The following is a 19,900-nucleotide window of genomic DNA, read 5'->3' on the forward strand; positions in this document are numbered from 1 at the left end:
CCCGCACGGCGCCGCGCGACCGTAACGGTCCGGTCGCTAGCGTGTGGGTCTCGTGATCCCCTACGCCGAGGAGCTGGATGGCATGGGCGGGCAGATCGTGCTCGTGCTGGTGCTCGTACTGGTGAATGCCGCCTTCTCCGGCAGTGAGATGGCGCTGGTCTCGTTGCGGGACAGCCAGGTGCACAAGTTGGAGCGGACCTCGCGCGCCGGGCGGGTGCTGGGCCGGCTGACGCGGGATCCGAACCGGTTCCTGGCCACCATCCAGATCGGCATCACCCTGGCCGGATTCCTCGCGTCCGCGGCGGCGGCCGTGTCGCTCTCCGAGCCGCTGATCGAGCCGCTGGGCTTTCTCGGCGCCGCCGCCCGGCCGACCGCGATCCTGCTGGTCACCATCGTGCTGACCTTCGTCACGCTGGTCATCGGGGAGCTGGCGCCGAAGCGGATCGCGATGCAGCGTACGGAAGGGTGGGCATTGCTGGTGGCCCGCCCGTTGGACCTGCTCTCGACGATCTCCCGTCCGGCGGTCTGGTTGCTCTCCGTGGCCACCGACCTCGTGGTACGCCTGGCCGGCGGCGACCCGCGGGCGCAGCGGGAAGAGGTGAGCACGGAGGAGATCCGCGACATGGTCGCCGCGCAGCAGGACTTCTCCGCCGAGCAGCGCACGATCATCTCCGGGGCGTTCGAGATCGCCGACCGGATCCTGCGGGAGATCCTCGTGCCCCGCCGTGATGTTCTGTCCCTCACCACGGGTCTGCGCAGCCGCGACGCCCTCGCGCAGCTCATCGCCGGTGGGCATTCCCGGGCGCCGGTGGTCGGGCCGGCCGGGCTCGACGACGTGATCGGAGTGGTGCACCTGCGCGACCTGGTCGGGGCTGAAGGACCGGTCGACGCGGTGGCGCGGCCCGGGCTCTTCCTGCCCGAGACGCTGCGGGTCTCCGACGCGCTGCGGCAGATGCGCCTCGAGCGGCAGCAGCTCGCCATGGTCGTGGACGAGCGCGGGGCGATCGACGGGATCATCACCATGGAGGACCTGGTCGAGGAGATCGTCGGCGAGATCTACGACGAGACCGACCGGGACGTGCAGGCGGTCGTCAAGGAGCCGGACGGCGCCCTGCTCATGCCGGGTTCCTTCCCCATCCACGACCTGCCCGACATCGGTTTCGACGGCGACGTCCCGGACGAGGGCGACTACACCACGGTCGCCGGCATGGTGCTGGCCGCGCTCGGGCACATCCCGACCGGGCCGGGCGAGATCGTCACGCTGCCCGAGTTCACCGCCGAGGTGGTCGAGGTGACCGGGCGGGCCATCACCCGGGTCCGGCTCCGGCCGTTGGCGCGCAAGGACGCGAAGATCGCCGATTAGGTACGGCGTTCCGGCGGCCGCGGCGACGGCGGCGCGGGCCGGATCTCCACCGGGTCCAGCGGGATCGTGGTCCGCTCACCGGCCGTCACGGTCAGCTCCGATCCGTAGTGCTCGAAGGTCAGGTCGGCGCCGCTCACCTCGTACGTGACGTCGGCCGGCGTGACCGTCACCCGTACGCTGCTCTCCCGCCACCGCAGGCAGAAGCTCAGCCGGGGCAGGCGCCGGGGCAGGCGCGGCGCGAACGACAGGTGGCCGCCGTGGTCGCGGAGGCCGCCGAAGCCCTGCACCAGCGCGATCCAGGCGCCCGCGCACGCCGCGATGTGCAGGCCGTCGCCGCTGGCCTCGCCGCCGGAGCGCAGGTCGAGCAACGCGGCCTCCGCGGCGTAGTCGTACGCCAGATCCAGGTGACCGGTCTCCGCGGCCAGTACCGCCTGTGCCGGCGCCGACAGCGACGAGTCGCGCACCGTACGGGCCTCGTAGTACTCGAAGTTGCGCCGCTTCTCCTCGGGGCTGAAGACGTCGCCGCGCAGCATCATGGCCAGGACCAGGTCTGCCTGCTTCACCACTTGGCGGCGGTACAGCTCGAGGTACGGGAAGGAGAGCATCAGCGGGTAGTCGTCCTCCTTGGTGGCGTCGAAATCCCACTCCTGCAGGCGGGTGAATCCGCTGTGCTGCTCGTGGACCTCGCGGCGGGACGCGTACGGGATGAAGAGCCGCCGCGCCGCCGCCCGCCACGCGCCGATCTCCTCCGCGGTGACGCCGGGAGCACCGAGCCGCTCGGCGGCGTCCGCGGCGCCGAGCAGGTTCTGCTGGGCCATGAGGTTGGTGAAGACGTTGTCGTCCACCAGCGCGCTGTACTCGTCCGGACCGGTGACCCCGGCGATGTGGACGACGCCCTCATCGTCGGCGTGGGTGACCCGGCACCACAGCCTTGCGGTCTCCACCAGGATCTCCAGCCCGGCTTCCCGGAGGAACTCCTCGTCGGCACTGGCGGCGACGTAACGCAGCACCGCCGCCGCGATGTCCGCGTTGACGTGCAGCGCCGCCGTCCCGGCCGGCCAGTATCCGGAGCACTCGTCGCCGCCGATGGTCCGCCACGGGTACGCCGCCCCGGCCAGCCGCAGCGTCCGGGCGCGTTCCCGGGCCGCACCCAGCGTCGCATGCCGCCAGCGCAGGGCCAGACCCACACAGGCCGGATGCGTGTACGTCAGGACGGGCAACACGAACGTTTCCGTGTCCCAGAGCACGTGGCCGTCGTACCCGTTGCCGGTCAGCCCCTTGGCTGCGATGGGGTGCGGCCCGGCCTGGGCGCCGGCCTGCAGCACGTGGAAGAGCCCGAAGCGGACGCCCTGTTGCACCTCCGGATCCCCGTCCAGCTCGACGTCCGCGGTCTCCCAGAAGTCGTCGAGGTATTCACGCTGCCGGTCCAGCAGCGCGTCGAAGCCCAACCGTACGGCCTCGTCGCGGTCGGCGAGCGCCTTGTCCACAAGGGCCGGAAACCCCGGCGCGTTGTCCACAGGCCCCGCCGCGCCCCACGCATATGCGAGAAACTTGTCGAGCCGCAACGGCGTCCCCGGTTCGAGGGTTGCGCTGACCACGGCACGAATGAGGTCCGGGTCAGAAGACGTGGTGAGGGGAGGACCGACGTGGGCCACGGCGGAAGCCACCTCGATGCCACTGCGCCGGGTGCGGTGCAGCAGCACGTCCGGCGAGTGCGAGACCGGCTCCAGCGGCGCGTGCAGCACCGCCGAGGCCCGTGGGTCGTGGCGCTGGTCCGGCTGCTCCTCGTTGGCGAGCAGATCCGAGTCGATCCGGATCCGCACCGGACGCTCCAGCGCCTCGACCTCGTATCGGATGGCTGCGACGGCCGGCTGCGGGAACGAGACGACCCGGACGCTGCGGATGCGCACCGCCGCCCCGGACGGGGAGACCCACTCGACGTCGCGGCTCAGCGTGCCGGCCCGCAGGTCCAGGCAGCGTTCGTGGCGCCGCAGGATGCCGGAGCGGATGTCGAACCGCTCGTCATCGGCGGTCAGCGAGATCAGCTTGCCGTTGGGGGCGTCGACGATCGTCTCGGTGCGCTCCGGGAAGCCGTAGCCCGCCTCGGGATACTCGAGGTCGCGCTCCTCGAAGAGCGAGTTCAGGTAGGTGCCCGGCATCCCGCAGGGGGTGCCCTCGTCGAGGTTGCCGCGCAGCCCGATGTGCCCGTTGGCGAGGGCGAACACGGACTCCGACTGGCGCAGGGCGGACGTGCTGAGCGCTTCCCCCGACAGGCCCGCCTCTCGTACGGACCACGGCTCCGCCGGCCCTGGCTCACTCACCGGACAGCTCCCGCACCCGCTTTGCCAGGTCTTCGGAGCGCAGGTCCGGGCGGCCGCTGGGATGCCCGACCGTCGCCCCGGACGCGGCCACCGCCCACCGGGCCGCCGTCGCAGGGTCCTCGCCGCGCAGCAGCGACGCCGTCAAGGACGCCGTGAAGGCGTCCCCTCCCCCGGTGGTGTCGACGACCTTCTCGTCGGTAAGCGGCAGCCGCAGGTCACCGTCGCGCCAGACGAAGAGGTTGCCGTCCCCGACGCCGAGCGCCAGCAGCCGCGGGCCCTGATCCAGCAGGCTCCGCGCGTTCTCCACCGTCGGTTCGTCGCCGAGCAGCAGCCTCGCCTCCCGGTCGTCGGCCCGCACCACGTCCGCGGCGGCGAGCAGGTCGTCGCGGCGTTCCTCCGGTACGCCGTCGAGCACCACGAGCCGGCCGGCGTCGTGCCCGATCCGGGCGGCGGCCAGCGCGGCCGCGGGTGGTTGCTGCAGCTGCACGAGTACGGCGTCAGCACCGGCGATGACCGCATGCGCCGCCTCGACGTCATGTTCGGTCAGCAGTACGGCCTCGGGCAGGTGCTGGACGTACCGCCACGTTCCGTCGGACTCGAGCAGCTCCACGATGAGTCCCGTGAGTGTGTCGCGGCGGCGGACCACCGCGGTCACCTCGATGCCGTCCCGCCGGGCCTGGTCGAGCAGCACGTCGCCGATGACGTCATCACCCGCCACGGCGACGAGCCGAGGGCGGACGCCGAGCTGGGCGAGCGCCACCGCCTGGTTGGCCCCCTTGCCGCCCAGTTGCTCCCGCCGGCCGGTGGCGTCGCCGGCTTCCCCGGCGCCGGGCACGGCATCGACGGACAGGACAAGGTCGCGGGCGAGTTGCCCCACTACGGCCGCTACGGGTGTTGTCACGATCATCTAGTACCCGACAGTTTGTGCGACATTCCCGCGTCTCCGCACCGTCGGGGAGATTTGTCGCCGCTCAGCCATTGCGGGCGCCCCCGGAAGTTTCACTAGGCTCACTGTGAGGCTTGTTCGCGACGGTGGTACCACCTGCATGAGCGGGTGGGACCACCTCCGATGAGCAGTTGCGAGCCGGCCTCAGCGACCGAGCGACCGATGCGTGAGGGGATTCCCGTGACGAACAGCAGCCCGGTGTCCGGCGGCGCTTACGAATACCTGGACAACGTCAGCCCCGACGAGCAGCGCCGCCTCGACGCCGTACGCCGCTACCGGCTGGTGGACCAGCCGGTCGAGGACGCGTACGACCGCATCGCCTTCGTGGCGGGCGCGATCTTCGACACCCCGATCGCGACGGTCTCGCTGGTGGAACAGGACCGCGTCTGGCTCGCGGCGTGCCAGGGCCTCACGGGCGTCCGCGAGGTGGGCAAGGAGCCGGGCCTGTGCGCCTCGGTCATCGCCCAGGACGAGGTCTACGTGATCAACAACGCCGCGGTCGACCCCCGGACCCTCGAACACCCGCTGGTCCGCGGCGAGCTGGGCCTTCGCTTCTACGCGGCCGCCCCCATCCGCACCCACGACGGCTACCGCCTCGGCACGGTCAACGTGATCGACAGCCGGCCGCGCGAGGCGTCCGCCCGCCAGCTGAAGGCCCTGGAACACCTGGCCTCGATGGTGTCGGACGAACTCGAGCTTCGCCTGATGGTGATCCGCAGCGCCGCCGCCGAACAACGCATGCGCGAATCGGTGTCTTAGCGGCCGAGGGTTTCCACCGGGGTCGCGCCGGGGCGGGTCCACTGCGGCACGGGACGGCTGGTCGCGCCCCAACTGGCGTTCCCGGCCGCGTCCGAGCGCCAGCACCAGCAGGCCTGACCGCCCGCGGACGGGTGCTCCTCGCGGACATCGCCGAGCACGGGCCGGCCCTCGGGGCTGTCCTCCCAACGCCTCGCCACGGCCGTACGCGGTCATGTCGAGCAGGCCGAGGGACTGTCAGAACCGGGTCATGCGTAGTAATACCGCGGTTCGGGTATCGGCTGCGGCATGCGGACTCCCCGGAAAGTCGCTGTGGTCGCCCATCAGCGCAAGACTCTCGGTGGCGGGCTCGACGAGCTGCGCCGGCGGATCTCGGACGAGGGCGTGGAGGATCTGCTCTGGTACGAGGTGCCGAAGAGCAAGAAGGCCCCCAAGCAGGTCCGGCGCGCCCTGAAGCAGCAGCCTGACCTGCTGATCGTGTGGGGCGGTGATGGGATGGTGCAGCGGACCCTCGACGCCGTCGCCGGCTCCGGGGGCGGGGCCAAGGTGCCGGTCGGGATCATCCCCGCCGGGACCGCGAACCTGCTCGCCACCAACCTCGGGGTCCCTCACGATCTCGAGGGCGCCGTGCAGATCGCCTTCCACGGGCGGCGGCACCGGCTCGATCTCGGGGTGCTCAACGGGGAGCACTTCGCCGTCATGGCGGGGATCGGGTTCGACGGGGCGATGATCCAGGACGCCGACGGGAAGCTGAAGGACCGGCTGGGCAAGCTGTCGTACGTCTACACCGGGCTGCGCCATCTCGACGACCCCGCGCCCAAGGCGAAGATCAAGGTGGACGGCACCGACTGGTTCAAGGACGACGCGACCTGCGTCCTGGTCGGCAACGTCGGGACGATCACCGGGGGCATCACGGCGTTCGACGACGCCAAGCCCGACGACGGGTGGCTGGACGTCGGGGTCTCCACGGCTCGGGGCGCCGCGCAGTGGGCGCGGACGATGGGGCGGATGGCGGTGGGGCGTTCGGAGGACTCGCCGTTCGTGCACATGACGCGGGCCCGGCGCATCGACGTGAAGCTGCGGGAGCCGTTGACGTACGAGCTGGACGGCGGCGCGCGTGATGCGGTGAAGAAGATCCGGATCGAGGTCGCACCGGCCGCTGTCAAGGTCTGCGTGCCACGCGAACGATCGGATAGCTGACACTGCCGTCCGTACCCTGAATCGCTGTTTATGGCGTTTTAGCATTCTCAATCCGCTGGAAACGGGCGGGTCGGCACCCCACACTGAGGTCCGTCCGACACCGCTTCGGCTCCAGGGGGTTCGCATGACGTACCACGTAGCGAGCGTTGCCACGGTGATGAGCGCCACCACCGTGATCGTGATCGGTTACCGGGCCGGGCGGGCCCACGCGGCCTGGCGGGATCTGCGCGCGGCGAAGCGCGACGTTCCCGCCAAGCGGAAGATCGCCTGGGGCCGTACCCGGCCGCTGATCCTGGGCGTCCTGTTCTTTGTCGCCACCTTCGTGGCCGCGGCCTACGACGCCGGGCACTGAGCGACTATCCCTTGAGGCCGGTGTGCGCCAGGCCCTCGATGAACTGCCGCTGGGCGAGCACGAAGACGATCAGCACCGGGATCGCGGTCATCGACGCCGCCGACAGCTGAACGTTCCACAGCGGGCCCTGGTAGACGTCGGTGAACTGGGTCAGGGCCTGCGGCAGCGTGTACTTCTCCTTGCTGGAGATGAACACGATCGGCTCCAGGAACTGGTTCCAGCTGTGCAGGAACGTGAAGATGGCGACCGCGCCCAGGGCCGGCTTCGCCAGGGGCAGGGCGATGCGGCGGAAGATCGCGGAGCGGCCCAGTCCGTCCATCCGGGCCGCCTCCTCCAGCTCGACCGGCAGCGTGACGAAGAACTGCCGCATGATGAACGTCGCCAGCACGGACGGCGCCCCGAATACGGGCACGAGGATCAGCGGCCAGTGCGTGTCGACCAGCCCGAGCGCGTTGAACATCCGGAAGAGCGGCACGATCGTCACCTCGCTCGGGACGAGCAGGCCGGTGATCACCACCAGGAACAGGGCGTTACGGGCCGGGAAGCGGATGCGGGCGAACGCGTAGCCCGCCGGCGCCGCCACCGCCAGCGTGCCGAGGGTGACGACCACCGCGATGTACGCCGAGTTCCAGTACTGCTCGGCGAACGGTTGCATGGTGAAGACCTGCCGCCACGCGTCGAACGACGGGTCCGCGGGCCACAGCCGGGGCGGGTAGGCGAAGATCTCCGCGTTCGGCTTCAGCGAGGACGTCACCATCCACCACGTCGGGAAGACGAACGGGACGCAGAGTACGAGCAGCACGGCGTACAGGAGGATCCGGCTCCTAGGACTCATGGAAGACCCACCTTTTGCGCAGCTGCCACTGCACGACCGTGAGCAGCAGCACGATGAGGAAGAGCAGGACCGACAGCGTCGCGCCGTAGCCGAACGTGTGGAACTGGAAGGCCTGCTGGTAGAGGTAGTAGACGAGCACCGTGGTGGACGTGCCCGGGCCGCCCTGGGTGAGGACGGCGATCTGGGCGAAGACCTGCAGCGAGCCGACGATCGTGATGATCGAGGTCAGCAGCACGGTCGGGCTGATCATGGGCAGGGTGACCCGGCGGAAGACGGTCCAGCGGCCCGCCCCGTCCATCCGGGCCGCCTCGTGGAGCTCCTGGGGGACGCCCTGCAACGCCGCCAGGAACAGCACCATGTTGAGGCCCACGTTCTTGAAGACCTGCACCACGACGACGGAAGCCATCGCGGTGCCGTCGGAGCGCAGCCAGTTGGGGCCCTCGACGCCGATCGCGTCCAGCAGGCCGTTGATGCCGCCGTTGTGCTGGAGCATGAAGCCCCAGACGACGGTCCAGGCGACCAGCGAGACCACCACGGGCGAGAAGAACGCCACCCGGAAGAGGGTGGTGCCGCGCAGCTTCTGGTTCAGGAGTACGGCCAGCAGCATCGCCAGCGACAGGTTGAGCACGACCAGCCCGGCGGAGAAGAAGAACGTGGACCGCAGCACCGAGGACAGTTTCGGGTCGTCCATCAGCCGCCGGTAGTTGCCGGTGCCCACGAAGTCGAAGGTGTCCGCGAGCACGTTCCACTCGTGCAGGCTGTACCAGAGCACGAGCACCAGCGGGACCAGCACGAAGGCGATCGTCCCGGCGAGCTGCGGCGCGATGAACAGACAGCCGGTGAGCCGGTCGCGCCGCCGGTCGGCCCCCGTCACTTCGCCAGCAGCGGCTCGATCGCCGCGCAGACCCCGTCGAGGACCGGCTTCACCTGCGCGTCCGGCTTCCACAGCGGGTCGAGCGCCGACCGTACGGCCTGGGCGATCTCGGCGCTGTCGCGGTGGCTGGGCTTGACCTTGCCGGCGCCGATGCCGTTGATCACCACGTCCTGCAGTTGCTCGGGCTTGAGCAGCGGGTTGCTCTTCGCCAGCGTCGCGGCGGTGAGCTGCGGCTTGCGCGGCGGCGGGAAGAACTGTGCGAGCTTCGCGGAGTTGGCGTCGTCGGTGAAGAAGGTCAGGAAATCTGCGGCCGCCTCCGCGTGCCTGCCCTTCTTGAGCACGCCGAGGCCGCCTTGGCCGATGACCGAGTACTCGCCCTCGGGCCCGGCCGGCAGCGGCACCAGCGTCCACTTGAACGTCGCGTCCTTGAGCAGCGACGCGCGGGAGATCTGCGTAATCGTCATCGCGGCCTCACCGGCGAAGAAGTCCGCCGCGACGCCGGGGCCGGGCATCGCCTTGTCGGTGAAGACCGCCTTGTGGATGAACGTCATCGCGTCCACCATCGGCTGCTGGTTGAAGCCGCAGGTCTTCCCGTCGGCGCTCCACGCCTCGGCGCCCCACCCGTAGAAGACCGATGCCAGGTTGTCCCACGCCTTGTAGTCGAAGTCGCGGACCACGAGCCCCTGCCTGCCGCTGGACTTCGCGGCCGACGCCGCGGCGGCCATGGCGTTCTCCCAGGTCCACTCGCTCCCGGCCGGCAGCTCCTTGACCAGGTCGGTGTTGACGAAGACCCCGAAGGGCGAGGTCGAGAACGGGTACGCGATGAGCTTGCCGTCCTGCCGCCACAGCGCGGTGGCGGCGGGCTCGAGCTCGCCCTCGTTCTCGATCTTTCCGTCCAGCGGCACGAGCGCGCCCGAGGAGACGAAGTCCGGCGCCGACGCCTCCAGGATCCAGGCGAGGTCGGGCGCCTTGCCGCCGGCGATCTGCGTGGTCAGCGTGGTGGTGTAGTTCTCGAACGGCAGGGCGTCGAACTGCACCGTGACGTCGGGGTGGCTCTGCTTGTAGTCGGCGGCGATCTGCTGGAAGAGCTGGACGTGCGCCTCGTTCGCGGACCACGTGGTCATCCGCAGGGTGATCGGGCCGTCGGCACCGGAGTCTCCGCCGCCGCACGCGGCGATGCCGGCGAGCACGACGGTGGCGGCTATCAGGGCTGTTCTTCTCATGGCGGGAGGGGTCCTCCTCAGTAACCGCCGACGTCCGGCCAGCGCAGCTCGACCCCGTCGGCGGTCAGGCGGTCCTGGAAGTCGGCCAGCAGGGCGGGGGTGTGGCGCACCGCGCGGGGGGACACCGCGCGGGCGAGACAGAAGTCGGCGAGGACGCCGGCGACCTCGCCGACGTTCCACTCGACGGGGTGCAGGCGGTGGGATCCGTTGGTGATGTGGGTGGTACCGATGTTCTTGCCGGCGGGCAGCAGGTTCTCCACCCGCTGCGGGATCAGGGCGCCGAGCGGGATCTCGAAGGGGCACGAACCCACGTCGATGTAGGTGTCGCCGCCGGTGGAGGGGTGCAGGTCGATGCGGTACATGCCGATGCCGACCGAGTCGGCGTGCGACACCGCGCCCTTGTCTCCGCGGACGGCCAGCGACAGGTCCTGCTCGACGATCGTGTACTCGGCGCGGATCCGGCGCGACTCGCGGATGTAGGGCGCCATCGCGAGCCCGTCGTCGCCACCGGTGACGTCATCGCGCAGCCGCAGGCCCTTCCATCCGGTGCCGCCGTCGGGGCGCGGCGCCTCGGTCTGCAGCCAGTAGAGGACCGAGAAGGACAGCTCCCTGGCCTTCTCCACCTGGCAAGCGGCGTCCGGCACGTCGATGATCGGCGCCTCGAAGTAATCGATCATCGGCCAGTTCACCAGGCAGATGTCGCTCGGGTAGAAGCCGTCGGCGAAGGTGCGCCGCGCGGCGATCCGCCGGAACGTCCACAGGTTGCCGTCGCCCGGGTCGGCCCGCTGGTCCGCGTCGACCAGCCACGGGTCGTCGTCCGGGTTGGGGGTGAAGGAGCGGGTCGAGATCTCGAGGGTACGGGGACTCGGCGACTGCCAGGACAGCATCTTCGCGCCCCAGAACGGGGGTCGGTGGTCACGCCATTTCGCGTACGAGGCGGGGCGGTCGACGGTGTGGTCGCCGTCCACGTGGTCGACCGCGAAGCAGACCGAGAACGCCTGCATGTTGGTGGGGTCGGCGGTCTCGGGCGCGCTGGGCTCCCCGGTCTGCCCCTGCGACTCGAACCCGGTGACGTATTCGGTGCCGGTGAGCGGCAGGAGCTCCCCGGTCTCGGTGGCGTCCAGAATGTACGGCGCCACGAGGGTCAGCTCCTCGCCGTCCCGCCGTACGGTCACCGCGGTCACCCGGTCGCCGTCGGTTCCGGCCGCGACGGGGACCCACCCGTGCAGCACGGTCAGCCGCCCGCTCCCCCTGAACGGCGCGAGCATCGCCTCGATGACGGCGACCGCGACCCGCGGCTCGTGGCACAGCCTGCTCACGTGCCCGGCGCCCGGATTCAGCTCCCGGGTCCGCCGGGCCCGATCGGTCAGCGGGTAGTGCCGCCGGTAGTAGTCGCGGATGCCGTCGCGCAACGCCCGGTAGCTCGCCGTCACGCCGAACTGCTCGACCCAGCTGTGCTCGTCCGGCGGCACCGCCTGGCTGGTCAGCTGGCCGCCGAGCCAGGCGTACTCCTCGGTCAGGAGCACCGACCGCCCGGCCCGCGCCGCTGCCAGCGCGGCCGCCACGCCGCCGAGCCCGCCGCCCACGACGACGACCTCGGCCCGCCTCTCCTCAGGCACCGGCCACCGCCGCCAGCGTCGTGCCGGCCACCGGCTCGCACGCCAGGATCCGCTGCGTCGGGCCGTCCTCGCCGGCCAGCATCCCGGCGAGCACCTCCACCGCCTGCCACCCCATCTCCCGCCGCGGGATCCGGTAACCCGTGACGTCGATGTCGGTCGCGGCCGGCCGGGTCGGGTCGCCCAGGGCGACCAGCGAGAGATCCTCCGGTACGCGTAACCCGCGCGCGGCCGCGACCTCGGCGATCGCCACCCCGTCGGCGAACTCCTCGACGAAGACACAGGTCCGCCGGTCGGCACGGATCGCGTCGAGCACCTCCGCCGCACCCGAACCGGCGATCGGCAGATGGCGTCCGTCCACACCGGCCGCGGCCGCCGCGGCGGCGAATCCCCGTAACCGGTCGGCGTGCGACTCCGGACCGGCGCCCTGGCCCACGTAGACGAGCCGCCGGTGCCCCAGCGCGACGGCGGCCCGCACCTGGGCCGCGGTGGCCGCGGGGTAGTCGGCACCCACGTACGGCACCGGCCCGCCCGCGTCGTCGCGCCGGCCGACGCTGACGAACGGCTGCGCCTCGGCCACGAGCCGGGCGAGCTCCGCGGGGTCGAGCGAGCGGCCCAGCAGGATGCAGCCGTCGGCGAGCCGCAGCCGGTTGTCCGGATGGAAGATCCGGCGCCGCCCGTCGACCACCGGCGCGCTGGTGAGCAGCAGCAGGTCGCATCCGACCCGCTCGGCGCACTCCTCGATGCCGACCAGGAACGGGTGGTAGAAGTCGCCGAGCCCGGCCGGGAACACCGGCTCGTAGGTGAAGACGCCGAGGATCCGGTTGTGCCGGGCGGCGAGCCGGCGGGCGATCGGGTCGGCCACGTAGCCGGTGCTCCGGATCGCCTGCAGCACCCGCTCGCGGGTCCCGGGGGCGATCCGCACGTCGGCGTCGTGGCGGCCGTTGAGCACGAGGGATACCGTCGCCTGGCTCACGCCGGTCATCCGGGCGATGTCCTGCTGCGTCACCCGTCGTCGCGAGCTGGTCACAGGAGCCCCCCTCGGTGTCGCTAATACGCATTAGTCAAGCGATGCACCATCCTGAGGCTCCGCGACACCGATCGTCAAGGACTAATAGGTATTAGCAGGTGGGTACGCGAAAGCCCGGCCGGCAAGGCGACCGGGCTGTCACACGGAACGGATCAGAGCTGCTGCCACCAGCCGTCGACGGGCGGCGGGTTGTCCACGTCGACCCGCTCCCCCGGCCGCGGCACCGCCAGCCGGACGTCGCGCGCCTTGGCCTCGCGCCAGGCCCGGTCGGCCGGCTCCGCCCAGTCGTGCAGGGCGAGGTTGAAGGTGGCCCAGTGCACCGGGATCATCAGCCCGCCCCGGACGTCGACGTGGGTGGCCACCCCGTCCTCGGGAACCATGTGGATGTCCGGCCACGCGTCGCCGTACGCGCCGATCTGCACGAGCGACACGTCGAACGGGCCGTACTGCTCACCGATCTCGGCGAATCCCGGGAAGTAGCCGGTGTCGCCGGAGTAGAACGCCTTGCGGGTCGGCCCGGCAATGACCCAGGACGCCCACAAAGTCTCGTCGCGGGAGAAGCCGCGGCCGGAGAAGTGCCGGGCGGCCGTGGCGATGAACTCGATGCCCGCGACCCTGGCGCGCTCGTCCCAGTCCAGCTCGACGATCCGGGTCGCCGGTACGCCCCACCGCTCCAGGTGCGCCCCGATTCCCAGCGGCACCAGGAACGGCGCGGCCTGCAGGTCGACGAGGGTGCGGATCGTCTCCATGTCAAGGTGGTCGTAGTGGTCGTGGGAGATCAGCACCGCGTCGATCGGCGGAAGCTCGCGCAGCGCCACGGGCGGCTCGTGCAGACGCTTGGGCCCCTGCAGGCGCGACGGGGAACAGCGGTCGCTCCAGACCGGGTCGACCAGCACCCGCCGGCCCTCGATCTCGATCAGCGCTGAGGAGTGCCCGTACCAGGTCACGTAGAGGCCGTCGCCGCCGGTCTCCGGGGTGACCACGGGGATCGGCCCGGCGGGATGGCGGTGCTCACGCCCGGTCAGGGCGGCCGTCAGCAGGCGCGGCATCGACGCGACGGCCACCTCGGTGGCGGGCACGGCGTTGCGGAACTTGCCGTCGGAGAACTGCGGCGAGCGGGCGTAACGGGCCCCGCGCTCCCCCTCAGCGCGACTGCCGATCTTGCGCGAGCCCATCTGCAGCGGGATGTCGCGTGCCGCCCATACCGCGGCCGCACCCAAGGCCAGGGCGATCCAACCGGCTTTTCGTCTCGGTTTTCCGCCGCGGGCAAGCTCAGCCCCGGTGTGCCTTCGACGGCCGTCTGCCTGCTTCGCCATGCGCGGTTCCTCCGTGTCAGTTCCGTCCCGACTGCCAAGTCTGACCGGCTGTGGCCGTCGGCCGCCACCGTGTGCTGTGGATCTCCTCAAGATGTGGTGCTGTGTCACACTGCCGCCGTGACAGTCGACACTCTCCAAAGCCAGCACCAGCTCATAGTGCGTCAGCGCGTGCGTCTCATGGTCAATCAGTACGAGATCCATGCGGTCGCTCCGGACGGGTCGGAAGCGGGCATCCTCGCCTTCGCCCAGCAGAAGCGGATGGCGTTCAAGGAGCAGGTGACCCTCTACTCCGACGACACCAAGACGACCCCCGTCCTCGGGTTCAAGGCGCGTCAGGTGATCGACCTCGGCGCCACGTACGACGTGACGGACGCCGCGGGCACCCCCATCGGCCTGTTCCGCAAGAACTGGAAGGAATCGCTGCTGCGCTCGACGTGGCACCTCGAGCAACCCGGCCACGGCGAGATGATCGGCCGAGAGACGAACGTGGTGGTCGCGATCCTGCGCCGGGTCGTGGACTCGCTGTCCTGGCTGCCGTACCACTTCGAGTTCGTGCTGGGCGACCGCCCGGCGTTCTCCGTGGTCAAGAAGTGGGGCCTGCGCGACCGGTACGTCGTGACCATCCACGACCCGCAGCTCGACCGCCGCCTGGTCGCGGCGATGTCCGTGGCCCTCGACGCGCTGCAGGCGCGCTGACGGATCGCCGTCGCCGATGTAATAGCGTCGGGCGCATGGAGGATCTTCGCGCTCGGCGGCTTTTCGGCGACGGCCTCGTCGCCCCCGGCGACCTGGCGGCCAGCCCGTTCCGCGTGGACCGGGACCGGATCGTCAGCTCGCCGTTCTTCGCCCGGCTGGGCGGCGTCACCCAGGTGATCAGCCCCGGCGGGGGCGGCCTGCTGGTGCACAACCGGCTGACCCACAGCCTCAAGGTCGCCTCGGTCGGCCGGGCCATCGCCGAACGGCTGCTGCGCCAGTACGCCGACACGCTCGAGAAGCTCGGCGGCTGCGACCCGGACGTGGTGGAGGCGGCGGCGCTGGCGCACGACCTCGGGCACCCGCCGTTCGGGCACCTCGGCGAGCGCGTGCTCGACAACCTGGCCCGGGGGCGGCTGCACCTGCGCGACGGCTTCGAGGGCAACGCCCAGTCGTACCGGATCGTGACCAGCACGGAGATCCGCGGCCAGGCGACGATCGGCCTGAACCTGACGGCCGCCACCCGCGCCGCGATCCTGAAGTATCCGTGGACCCGGCGTACGCATCCGTCGCCGCATCCTCGTCTTCTCGACCCGCCGCCGCGGGGCGCCGCGGCTCCCCCGGACGATCCGGACGGCGGTTCGCTCAAGTTCGGCGCATATTCGACCGAGGTCGAGGACATGCTCCAGGCACGCCTGCCCTTCGCCGGGCGGGTCGCCGACTGGCAGCAGACGCCCGAGGCCTCGGTGATGGACACGGCCGACGACATCGCGTACGCGATCCACGACCTGGAGGACGTGCACCGCGTCGGCGTCCTGCAGCAGGGCGCGGTGGCGGCGGAGCTGATGGCGTGGCAGCGCACGGACTTCAGTGAGGCACCGGACGCCGACCTGATCGCGCGCCGCCCGGGCAGCTCGATCGAGGCGCTGCGCCGGCAGCTGCACCGCAAGGACGGCTGGGTCGCCGACGACGACGCCTTCGACGCCGCGGTCGAGCAGGTCCGCGCCGAGCTGGTCGACGGCCTGCTCAGCGTCCCCTTCGACGGCTCGCTCGAGGCGGAGGCGCAGGTGGCCGCGTTCTCCGCGACGTGGACCAAGCGGCTGGTCGAGTCGATCGAGGTGACCGAGACGCCCGCCGTCCGCTCGGGGCACGTGCTGCTGGCCCCCGCGCAATGGCACGAGGTGCAGGTTCTCAAGTTCGTACAGAACCGGTTCGTGCTGGGCCGCCCGGATCTGGCGCTGCACCAGCGCGGCCAGGCCCGGCTGCTGGGCTCGCTGGTGGAGGCGTTGCTGGCCTGGCTCGAAGACCCGGACGAGGCCGAGCGGCTCCCGCGCCGGCTGCGGGACCTGGTCGAGCTGGCCGAGCTGGAGCTGCCCGACGGCACTCCGGACGCGCTGCCCCGGGCCCGGGGCCGTGCGGTGATCGACTTCGTGGCGGCCCTGACCGACAGCCAGGCCGTGGCCCTCATGGAGGCGCTCTCCGGCCGTACCCGTCAGCTCTGGACCGATGCGTTTGTTCTCTAGGCCTGGCGTAATGCTCGCAACGGTGTAAGCATGTAATCATGCGTTACCGTCCCTCGTCCGGTAGCCGGACAGAACCGCCACCCGCCGACGACGCCGCCGCCTGGATCACCGGCGCGGCGCCCGACGGGTGGTTCACCGAGCCGCCCCACGTCGTGATCGACCGCGACGAGATCATCATCTGGGGCCGCGTCCCCGCCCCCGAGCTGGGCGCCGACGCCATCGAGGCCGACCGCACCGCCGCGCAGGCCGGGCGGATCCATCAGTTCCGCGAGGACACCCGCGACGACCGGATCAAGGTCGCCCGCCAGGTCGAGCACCGCTACCAGCGCAAGGTGAGCTGGGGCCTGCGCTGCGGCGACACCCAGGAACTCTTCACCCACCTGTCCGCGCCGGTGATGACCCGGCTGCGCCAGCCCGAGCGGCAGGTGCTCGACACGCTCGTGGACGCCGGCGTGGCCCGCAGCCGGTCCGAGGCGCTCGCCTGGTGCGTCCGCCTGGTCGGCGAGCACACCGACGAATGGCTCACCGAGCTGCGCGACGCCATGACCCGGGTCGAGGACCTCCGCAGGCGGGGACCCGACACGAACTAGGGTAGGCGCGTGCTGCCCGAGGTCACCGCCGTCCGTTACGTCACCCCCCTGCGGGAGGGCGGCTCGCTGCCCGGCATCGTCGAGGCGGGCAACCTCGGCACGTACGTGGTGAAGTTCCGCGGCGCGGGTCAAGGCCCCAAGGCGCTGGTCGCCGAGGTCGTCTCCGGCGAGCTGGCCCGGCGCTTGGGCCTGCCCGTGCCGGAGCTCGTCGTCGTGGAGCTTGACCCGGTCGTGGCCCGGGCCGAGCCCGACGAGGAGGTGCAGGAGCTGATCAAGGCCAGCGCCGGCGCCAACCTCGGCATGGACTATCTGCCGGGAGCGCTCGGGTACGACCCGGTCGCCCACCCGGTCGAGGCGGACCTGGCCTCGCGGCTGCTCGTCTTCGACGCGTTCGTGGAGAACGTGGACCGCAGCTGGCGCAACCCCAACCTGCTCATCTGGCACGGCGACCTGTGGCTCATCGACCACGGCGCGACCCTGTACTTCCACCACAACTGGCCGCGGGCCGGGGCCGTGGTGCATCGCCCGTACAAGTGGGACGACCACGTGCTCAAGCCGTACGCGACGGGTCTCGCCGCCGCGGCCGCCGACCTGGTGCCCCAGCTCACCGGCGAGCTGCTCGACGAGGTGCTGGCCCTCGTGCCCGGCGAGTGGCTGGCCGAGTTCGACTTCGACACCGCGGACGAGGCCCGCGCGGCGTACCGGGACCATCTGCTCGCCCGCGCGGGCCGCCCGGAAGCGTGGGTCCCGGCATGAAAGTCCCTTACGAGTACGCGATCATCCAGGCCGTTCCCCGGGTCGAGCGCGGCGAGGTCATCAACGTCGGGGTGGTGCTCTACTGCCAGCGGCTCGACTTCCTCAGCGCCCGTACGCACCTGCACGAGCAACGCCTCCTCACCCTGGACCCGAACGCGGACCTGGACGACATCCGGGCCGCACTCAAGTCCTGGGAGATCACCTGCGCGGGCGGTGCGGACGGGGGCGCGGCCCGTGAGATGAAGCAGGGCGAGCGTTTCCGCTGGATGGTGGCGCCCCGCAGCACCATCCTGCGCGCCGGGCCGGTCCACATGGGACTGGCCGAGGACCCGGACGCCGAACTCGACCGGCTCGTCGCCCTCCTGGTGCATTAGCCCCAAGGGACGAGTGAAGCCTCAGCGCCGCCGCAGGCCGCGCTGCAGGGCCAGCGCGGCGGCACCGGTCAGCGCCAATGCTCCCGCCGCCACGGCGCCCACCGCCACCCGGCCGAGACGCCGGGTGCCGCCCTCGGTCCGCGGTCGGCTGGCGAAGACGTTGCCGTCGTCCGGCGGCGCGGGCTGCGACCGGGACAGGCCGAGCCGGCCCATGAGCGGGCCGACGAGGGCGTCGTAGACCGGCGGCACCGTGCTGAAGCCGAACGCGATGAAGCGGTTCGTCGCCCCGACGGACAGCTCCCGCCGCGGCCGGTCGGCGAGGCGCACGATGGCGGCGCCCATCCGCTCGGCGCTGTCGACCGGGGGCGGCGGCCGGCCGACGAACCCCGCGTAGTTGGCGGCACTCGTGTAGATGGGCGTGTCGACGCTGCCCGGCACCAGCTCGCAGATGTGGATGTCCGAGGCGTCCCGGGTCTCCTGCCGCAGCGTCCGGGTGAGCGCGCGCAGACCCCACTTGGCCGTCGAGTACGCGGACATGTTCGGCGCCGTGATGTGCCCGACGAGCGAGCTGCACAGGATGAGCGTCCCGTGCCCCTGCGCCCGGAACACGCGCAGCGCGGCCCGCGCCACGTTGGCCGGCCCGAGCAGGTCCGTGGTGACCACCTTGTCGAAGACGTGCGGCGGCAGATCCTCGAAGCGCCCGTACGCCATCACCGCCGCCGTGTCGGCCCACACGTCGATGCGCCCGAAGCGCTCGACCGCCGCCTGGGCCAGCCCGTCGACCTCGGTCCGGACGCCGACGTCGACCGGCACGACGAGCACGTCGCCGTCGCAGTCCACGGCGACCTTCTCCAGGTCGGCCAGGCCGCGGGCGGCGAGGACGAGCATGTCGCCACGGGCCGCGAAGGCCAGCGCGGCGGCCCTCCCGATCCCGCTCGACGCACCGGTCAGGACGACCACACGAGAGCTCATGGCACAGCGATACCCCGCGCCGGGGCCGCGTATCGGCACGTGAGGCTTTCTTTTCCGGCGCGAGCGGGGAGACTGGCGGCATGGACCTGCCGATCAACCCGCCCGTGAAGCCGATGCTCGCGAAGCCGGTCGCCGAGATCCCGCCGGGGCAGCTCTACGAGCCGAAGTGGGACGGCTTCCGCTCGATCATCTTCCGCGACGGCGACGAGGTCGAGATCGGCAGCCGGAACGAGAAGCCGATGACCCGCTACTTCCCCGAGGTGGTCGAGGCGGTCCTGGCGAACTTCCCGGAGCGGTCGGTGATCGACGGCGAGATCATCGTCGCCGACACCGCCCGCAACACCCTCGACTTCGAGGCCCTCCAGCAGCGCATCCACCCCGCGGCGAGCCGGGTCAAGCTGCTCTCCGAGCAGACGCCGGCCGGGTTCGTCGCCTTCGACCTGCTGGCGCTCGGCGACGAGGACCTGTCCACGCGGCCCTTCGCGGAGCGGCGGGCCCGGCTCGAGGAATGCCTGGCCGCCGCGAAACCGCCGGTCTACGTCACCCCGGCCACCGACGACCTCGAGACCGCGCGGCGCTGGTTCGCCGAGTTCGAGGGCGCCGGGCTCGACGGGCTCATCGCCAAGGGCAAGGACCTGGGCTACGAGCCGGACAAGCGGGTCATGACCAAGATCAAGCACAAACGTACGGCGGACTGCGTCGTCGCCGGATACCGGCTGCACAAGTCCGGGGACAACCGGATCGGCTCGCTGCTGCTCGGCCTCTTCGACGAGCGGGACGTGCTGGTGTCGGTCGGAGTCATCGGCTCCTTCCCCATGGCCGTACGTGAGGAGCTCTTCGTGGAGATGCAGCACCTGGTCACCACGTTCGAGGGCCACCCGTGGAACTGGGCGGCGCACGAGTCCGGCGAGCGGACGCCCCGCAAGAACGAGGTGAGCCGCTGGAACAACGGCAAGGACCTCTCGTTCGTGCCGCTGCGCCCGGAGCGGGTGGTCGAGGTCCGCTACGACTACATGGAGGGGATCCGGTTCCGGCACACCGCCCAGTTCGAGCGGTGGCGGCCCGACCGCGAGCCGCGCTCCTGCACGTACGAGCAGCTCGAGCGCCCGGTGCGGTTCAACCTGGCGGACGTGCTGACGAGCCGCTGAGCGAATCCGCTG

Annotated in this window: 20 protein-coding genes; 10 read left to right on the plus strand and 10 right to left on the minus strand. The window is 71.3% G+C overall.

The genetic code is table 11. From position 1 onward, the window contains the following. The first annotated feature begins 82 nt into the window (after positions 1–82). The gene (locus tag AB0368_RS16540) at positions 83–1,363 is read left to right on the plus strand and encodes a hemolysin family protein (RefSeq protein WP_366154915.1); all 1,281 of its coding nucleotides are present in this window, start codon (positions 83–85) and stop codon (positions 1,361–1,363) included. Here the strand turns inward: AB0368_RS16540 and AB0368_RS16545 are convergent. Both AB0368_RS16545 and AB0368_RS16550 read right to left on the minus strand, forming a co-directional pair. Continuing rightward, positions 1,360–3,684, minus strand: coding sequence for a glycosyl hydrolase family 65 protein (locus tag AB0368_RS16545; RefSeq protein WP_366154728.1), 2,325 nt, complete (start codon positions 3,682–3,684; stop codon positions 1,360–1,362). The genes AB0368_RS16540 and AB0368_RS16545 overlap by 4 nt on opposite strands. Further along, positions 3,677–4,585 carry a PfkB family carbohydrate kinase gene (locus AB0368_RS16550; protein WP_366154729.1) on the minus strand — a complete coding sequence of 303 codons (909 nt, stop codon included), beginning with the start codon at positions 4,583–4,585 and terminating at the stop codon, positions 3,677–3,679. Before AB0368_RS16550 ends, AB0368_RS16545 begins: the two co-directional genes overlap by 8 nt. Before the next feature lie 225 nt (positions 4,586–4,810). Here AB0368_RS16550 and AB0368_RS16555 point away from each other — a divergent pair, with 225 nt between their 5' ends. Further along, positions 4,811–5,389: a GAF domain-containing protein gene (locus tag AB0368_RS16555; RefSeq protein WP_366154730.1), complete on the plus strand. Its 579-nt coding sequence runs from the start codon at positions 4,811–4,813 to the stop codon at positions 5,387–5,389. On the opposite strand, the gene AB0368_RS16560 is transcribed toward AB0368_RS16555, so the two are convergent. Continuing rightward, on the minus strand, positions 5,386–5,586 hold the full coding sequence (locus AB0368_RS16560; protein ID WP_366154731.1) for a hypothetical protein: 201 nt from the start codon (positions 5,584–5,586) through the stop codon (positions 5,386–5,388). The genes AB0368_RS16555 and AB0368_RS16560 overlap by 4 nt on opposite strands. Positions 5,587–5,674: 88 nt before the next feature. Between AB0368_RS16560 and AB0368_RS16565 the strand changes: the two genes are divergently transcribed. Beyond that, positions 5,675–6,586, plus strand: coding sequence for a YegS/Rv2252/BmrU family lipid kinase (locus AB0368_RS16565; protein ID WP_366154732.1), 912 nt, complete (start codon positions 5,675–5,677; stop codon positions 6,584–6,586). 124 nt (positions 6,587–6,710) lie between these two features. Beyond that, entirely contained in the window at positions 6,711–6,938 is a 228-nt protein-coding gene (locus tag AB0368_RS16570) for a hypothetical protein (RefSeq protein WP_366154733.1), read from the plus strand. 4 nt (positions 6,939–6,942) lie between these two features. Here the strand turns inward: AB0368_RS16570 and AB0368_RS16575 are convergent, their stop codons facing one another. The 6 genes from AB0368_RS16575 to AB0368_RS16600 all read right to left on the minus strand — a co-directional run bounded on the left by AB0368_RS16575 (position 6,943) and on the right by AB0368_RS16600 (position 13,832). After that, on the minus strand, positions 6,943–7,773 hold the full coding sequence (locus AB0368_RS16575) for a carbohydrate ABC transporter permease (protein ID WP_366154734.1): 831 nt from the start codon (positions 7,771–7,773) through the stop codon (positions 6,943–6,945). Next, entirely contained in the window at positions 7,763–8,647 is an 885-nt protein-coding gene (locus AB0368_RS16580; RefSeq protein ID WP_366154735.1) for a sugar ABC transporter permease, read from the minus strand. The genes AB0368_RS16575 and AB0368_RS16580 overlap by 11 nt, the downstream gene beginning before the upstream one ends. Next, the gene (locus tag AB0368_RS16585) at positions 8,644–9,870 is read right to left on the minus strand and encodes a sugar ABC transporter substrate-binding protein (RefSeq protein ID WP_366154736.1); all 1,227 of its coding nucleotides are present in this window, start codon (positions 9,868–9,870) and stop codon (positions 8,644–8,646) included. The genes AB0368_RS16580 and AB0368_RS16585 overlap by 4 nt, the downstream gene beginning before the upstream one ends. A gap of 17 nt (positions 9,871–9,887) precedes the next feature. Next, positions 9,888–11,489: an FAD-dependent oxidoreductase gene (locus AB0368_RS16590; protein ID WP_366154737.1), complete on the minus strand. Its 1,602-nt coding sequence runs from the start codon at positions 11,487–11,489 to the stop codon at positions 9,888–9,890. Beyond that, on the minus strand, positions 11,482–12,516 hold the full coding sequence (locus AB0368_RS16595) for a LacI family DNA-binding transcriptional regulator (protein ID WP_366154738.1): 1,035 nt from the start codon (positions 12,514–12,516) through the stop codon (positions 11,482–11,484). Before AB0368_RS16595 ends, AB0368_RS16590 begins: the two co-directional genes overlap by 8 nt. 152 nt (positions 12,517–12,668) lie before the next feature. Next, positions 12,669–13,832 carry an MBL fold metallo-hydrolase gene (locus AB0368_RS16600; RefSeq protein WP_366154739.1) on the minus strand — a complete coding sequence of 388 codons (1,164 nt, stop codon included), beginning with the start codon at positions 13,830–13,832 and terminating at the stop codon, positions 12,669–12,671. A gap of 117 nt (positions 13,833–13,949) precedes the next feature. Here AB0368_RS16600 and AB0368_RS16605 point away from each other — a divergent pair, with 117 nt between their 5' ends. Genes AB0368_RS16605 through AB0368_RS16625 form a run of 5 tightly spaced genes read left to right on the plus strand, consistent with a single transcriptional unit; the run spans position 13,950 to position 17,768 of the window. Then, positions 13,950–14,528, plus strand: a complete 579-nt coding sequence (locus tag AB0368_RS16605; protein ID WP_366154740.1) for a hypothetical protein — start codon at positions 13,950–13,952, stop codon at positions 14,526–14,528. Positions 14,529–14,563: 35 nt separating this feature from the next. Then, positions 14,564–16,048 carry a dGTP triphosphohydrolase gene (gene dgt / locus AB0368_RS16610; RefSeq protein WP_366154741.1) on the plus strand — a complete coding sequence of 495 codons (1,485 nt, stop codon included), beginning with the start codon at positions 14,564–14,566 and terminating at the stop codon, positions 16,046–16,048. Between the two features lie 38 nt (positions 16,049–16,086). Further along, complete coding sequence (locus tag AB0368_RS16615; RefSeq protein WP_366154742.1) at positions 16,087–16,638, plus strand: hypothetical protein; 552 nt, start codon at positions 16,087–16,089, stop codon at positions 16,636–16,638. 9 nt (positions 16,639–16,647) lie between these two features. Next, a complete protein-coding gene (locus AB0368_RS16620; RefSeq protein WP_366154743.1) occupies positions 16,648–17,394 on the plus strand; it encodes a HipA family kinase in 747 nt (248 codons plus the stop codon). Further along, entirely contained in the window at positions 17,391–17,768 is a 378-nt protein-coding gene (locus AB0368_RS16625; protein ID WP_366154744.1) for a DUF3037 domain-containing protein, read from the plus strand. The genes AB0368_RS16620 and AB0368_RS16625 overlap by 4 nt, the downstream gene beginning before the upstream one ends. A gap of 21 nt (positions 17,769–17,789) precedes the next feature. On the opposite strand, the gene AB0368_RS16630 is transcribed toward AB0368_RS16625, so the two are convergent. After that, on the minus strand, positions 17,790–18,740 hold the full coding sequence (locus tag AB0368_RS16630) for an SDR family NAD(P)-dependent oxidoreductase (RefSeq protein ID WP_366154745.1): 951 nt from the start codon (positions 18,738–18,740) through the stop codon (positions 17,790–17,792). Between the two features lie 80 nt (positions 18,741–18,820). Here AB0368_RS16630 and AB0368_RS16635 point away from each other — a divergent pair, with 80 nt between their 5' ends. Then, the gene (locus tag AB0368_RS16635; RefSeq protein ID WP_366154746.1) at positions 18,821–19,888 is read left to right on the plus strand and encodes an ATP-dependent DNA ligase; all 1,068 of its coding nucleotides are present in this window, start codon (positions 18,821–18,823) and stop codon (positions 19,886–19,888) included. The last annotated feature ends 12 nt before the right edge of the window (positions 19,889–19,900 follow it).

Source organism: Actinoplanes sp. NPDC051475, from assembly GCF_040689425.1.
Classification (GTDB): domain Bacteria; phylum Actinomycetota; class Actinomycetes; order Mycobacteriales; family Micromonosporaceae; genus Actinoplanes.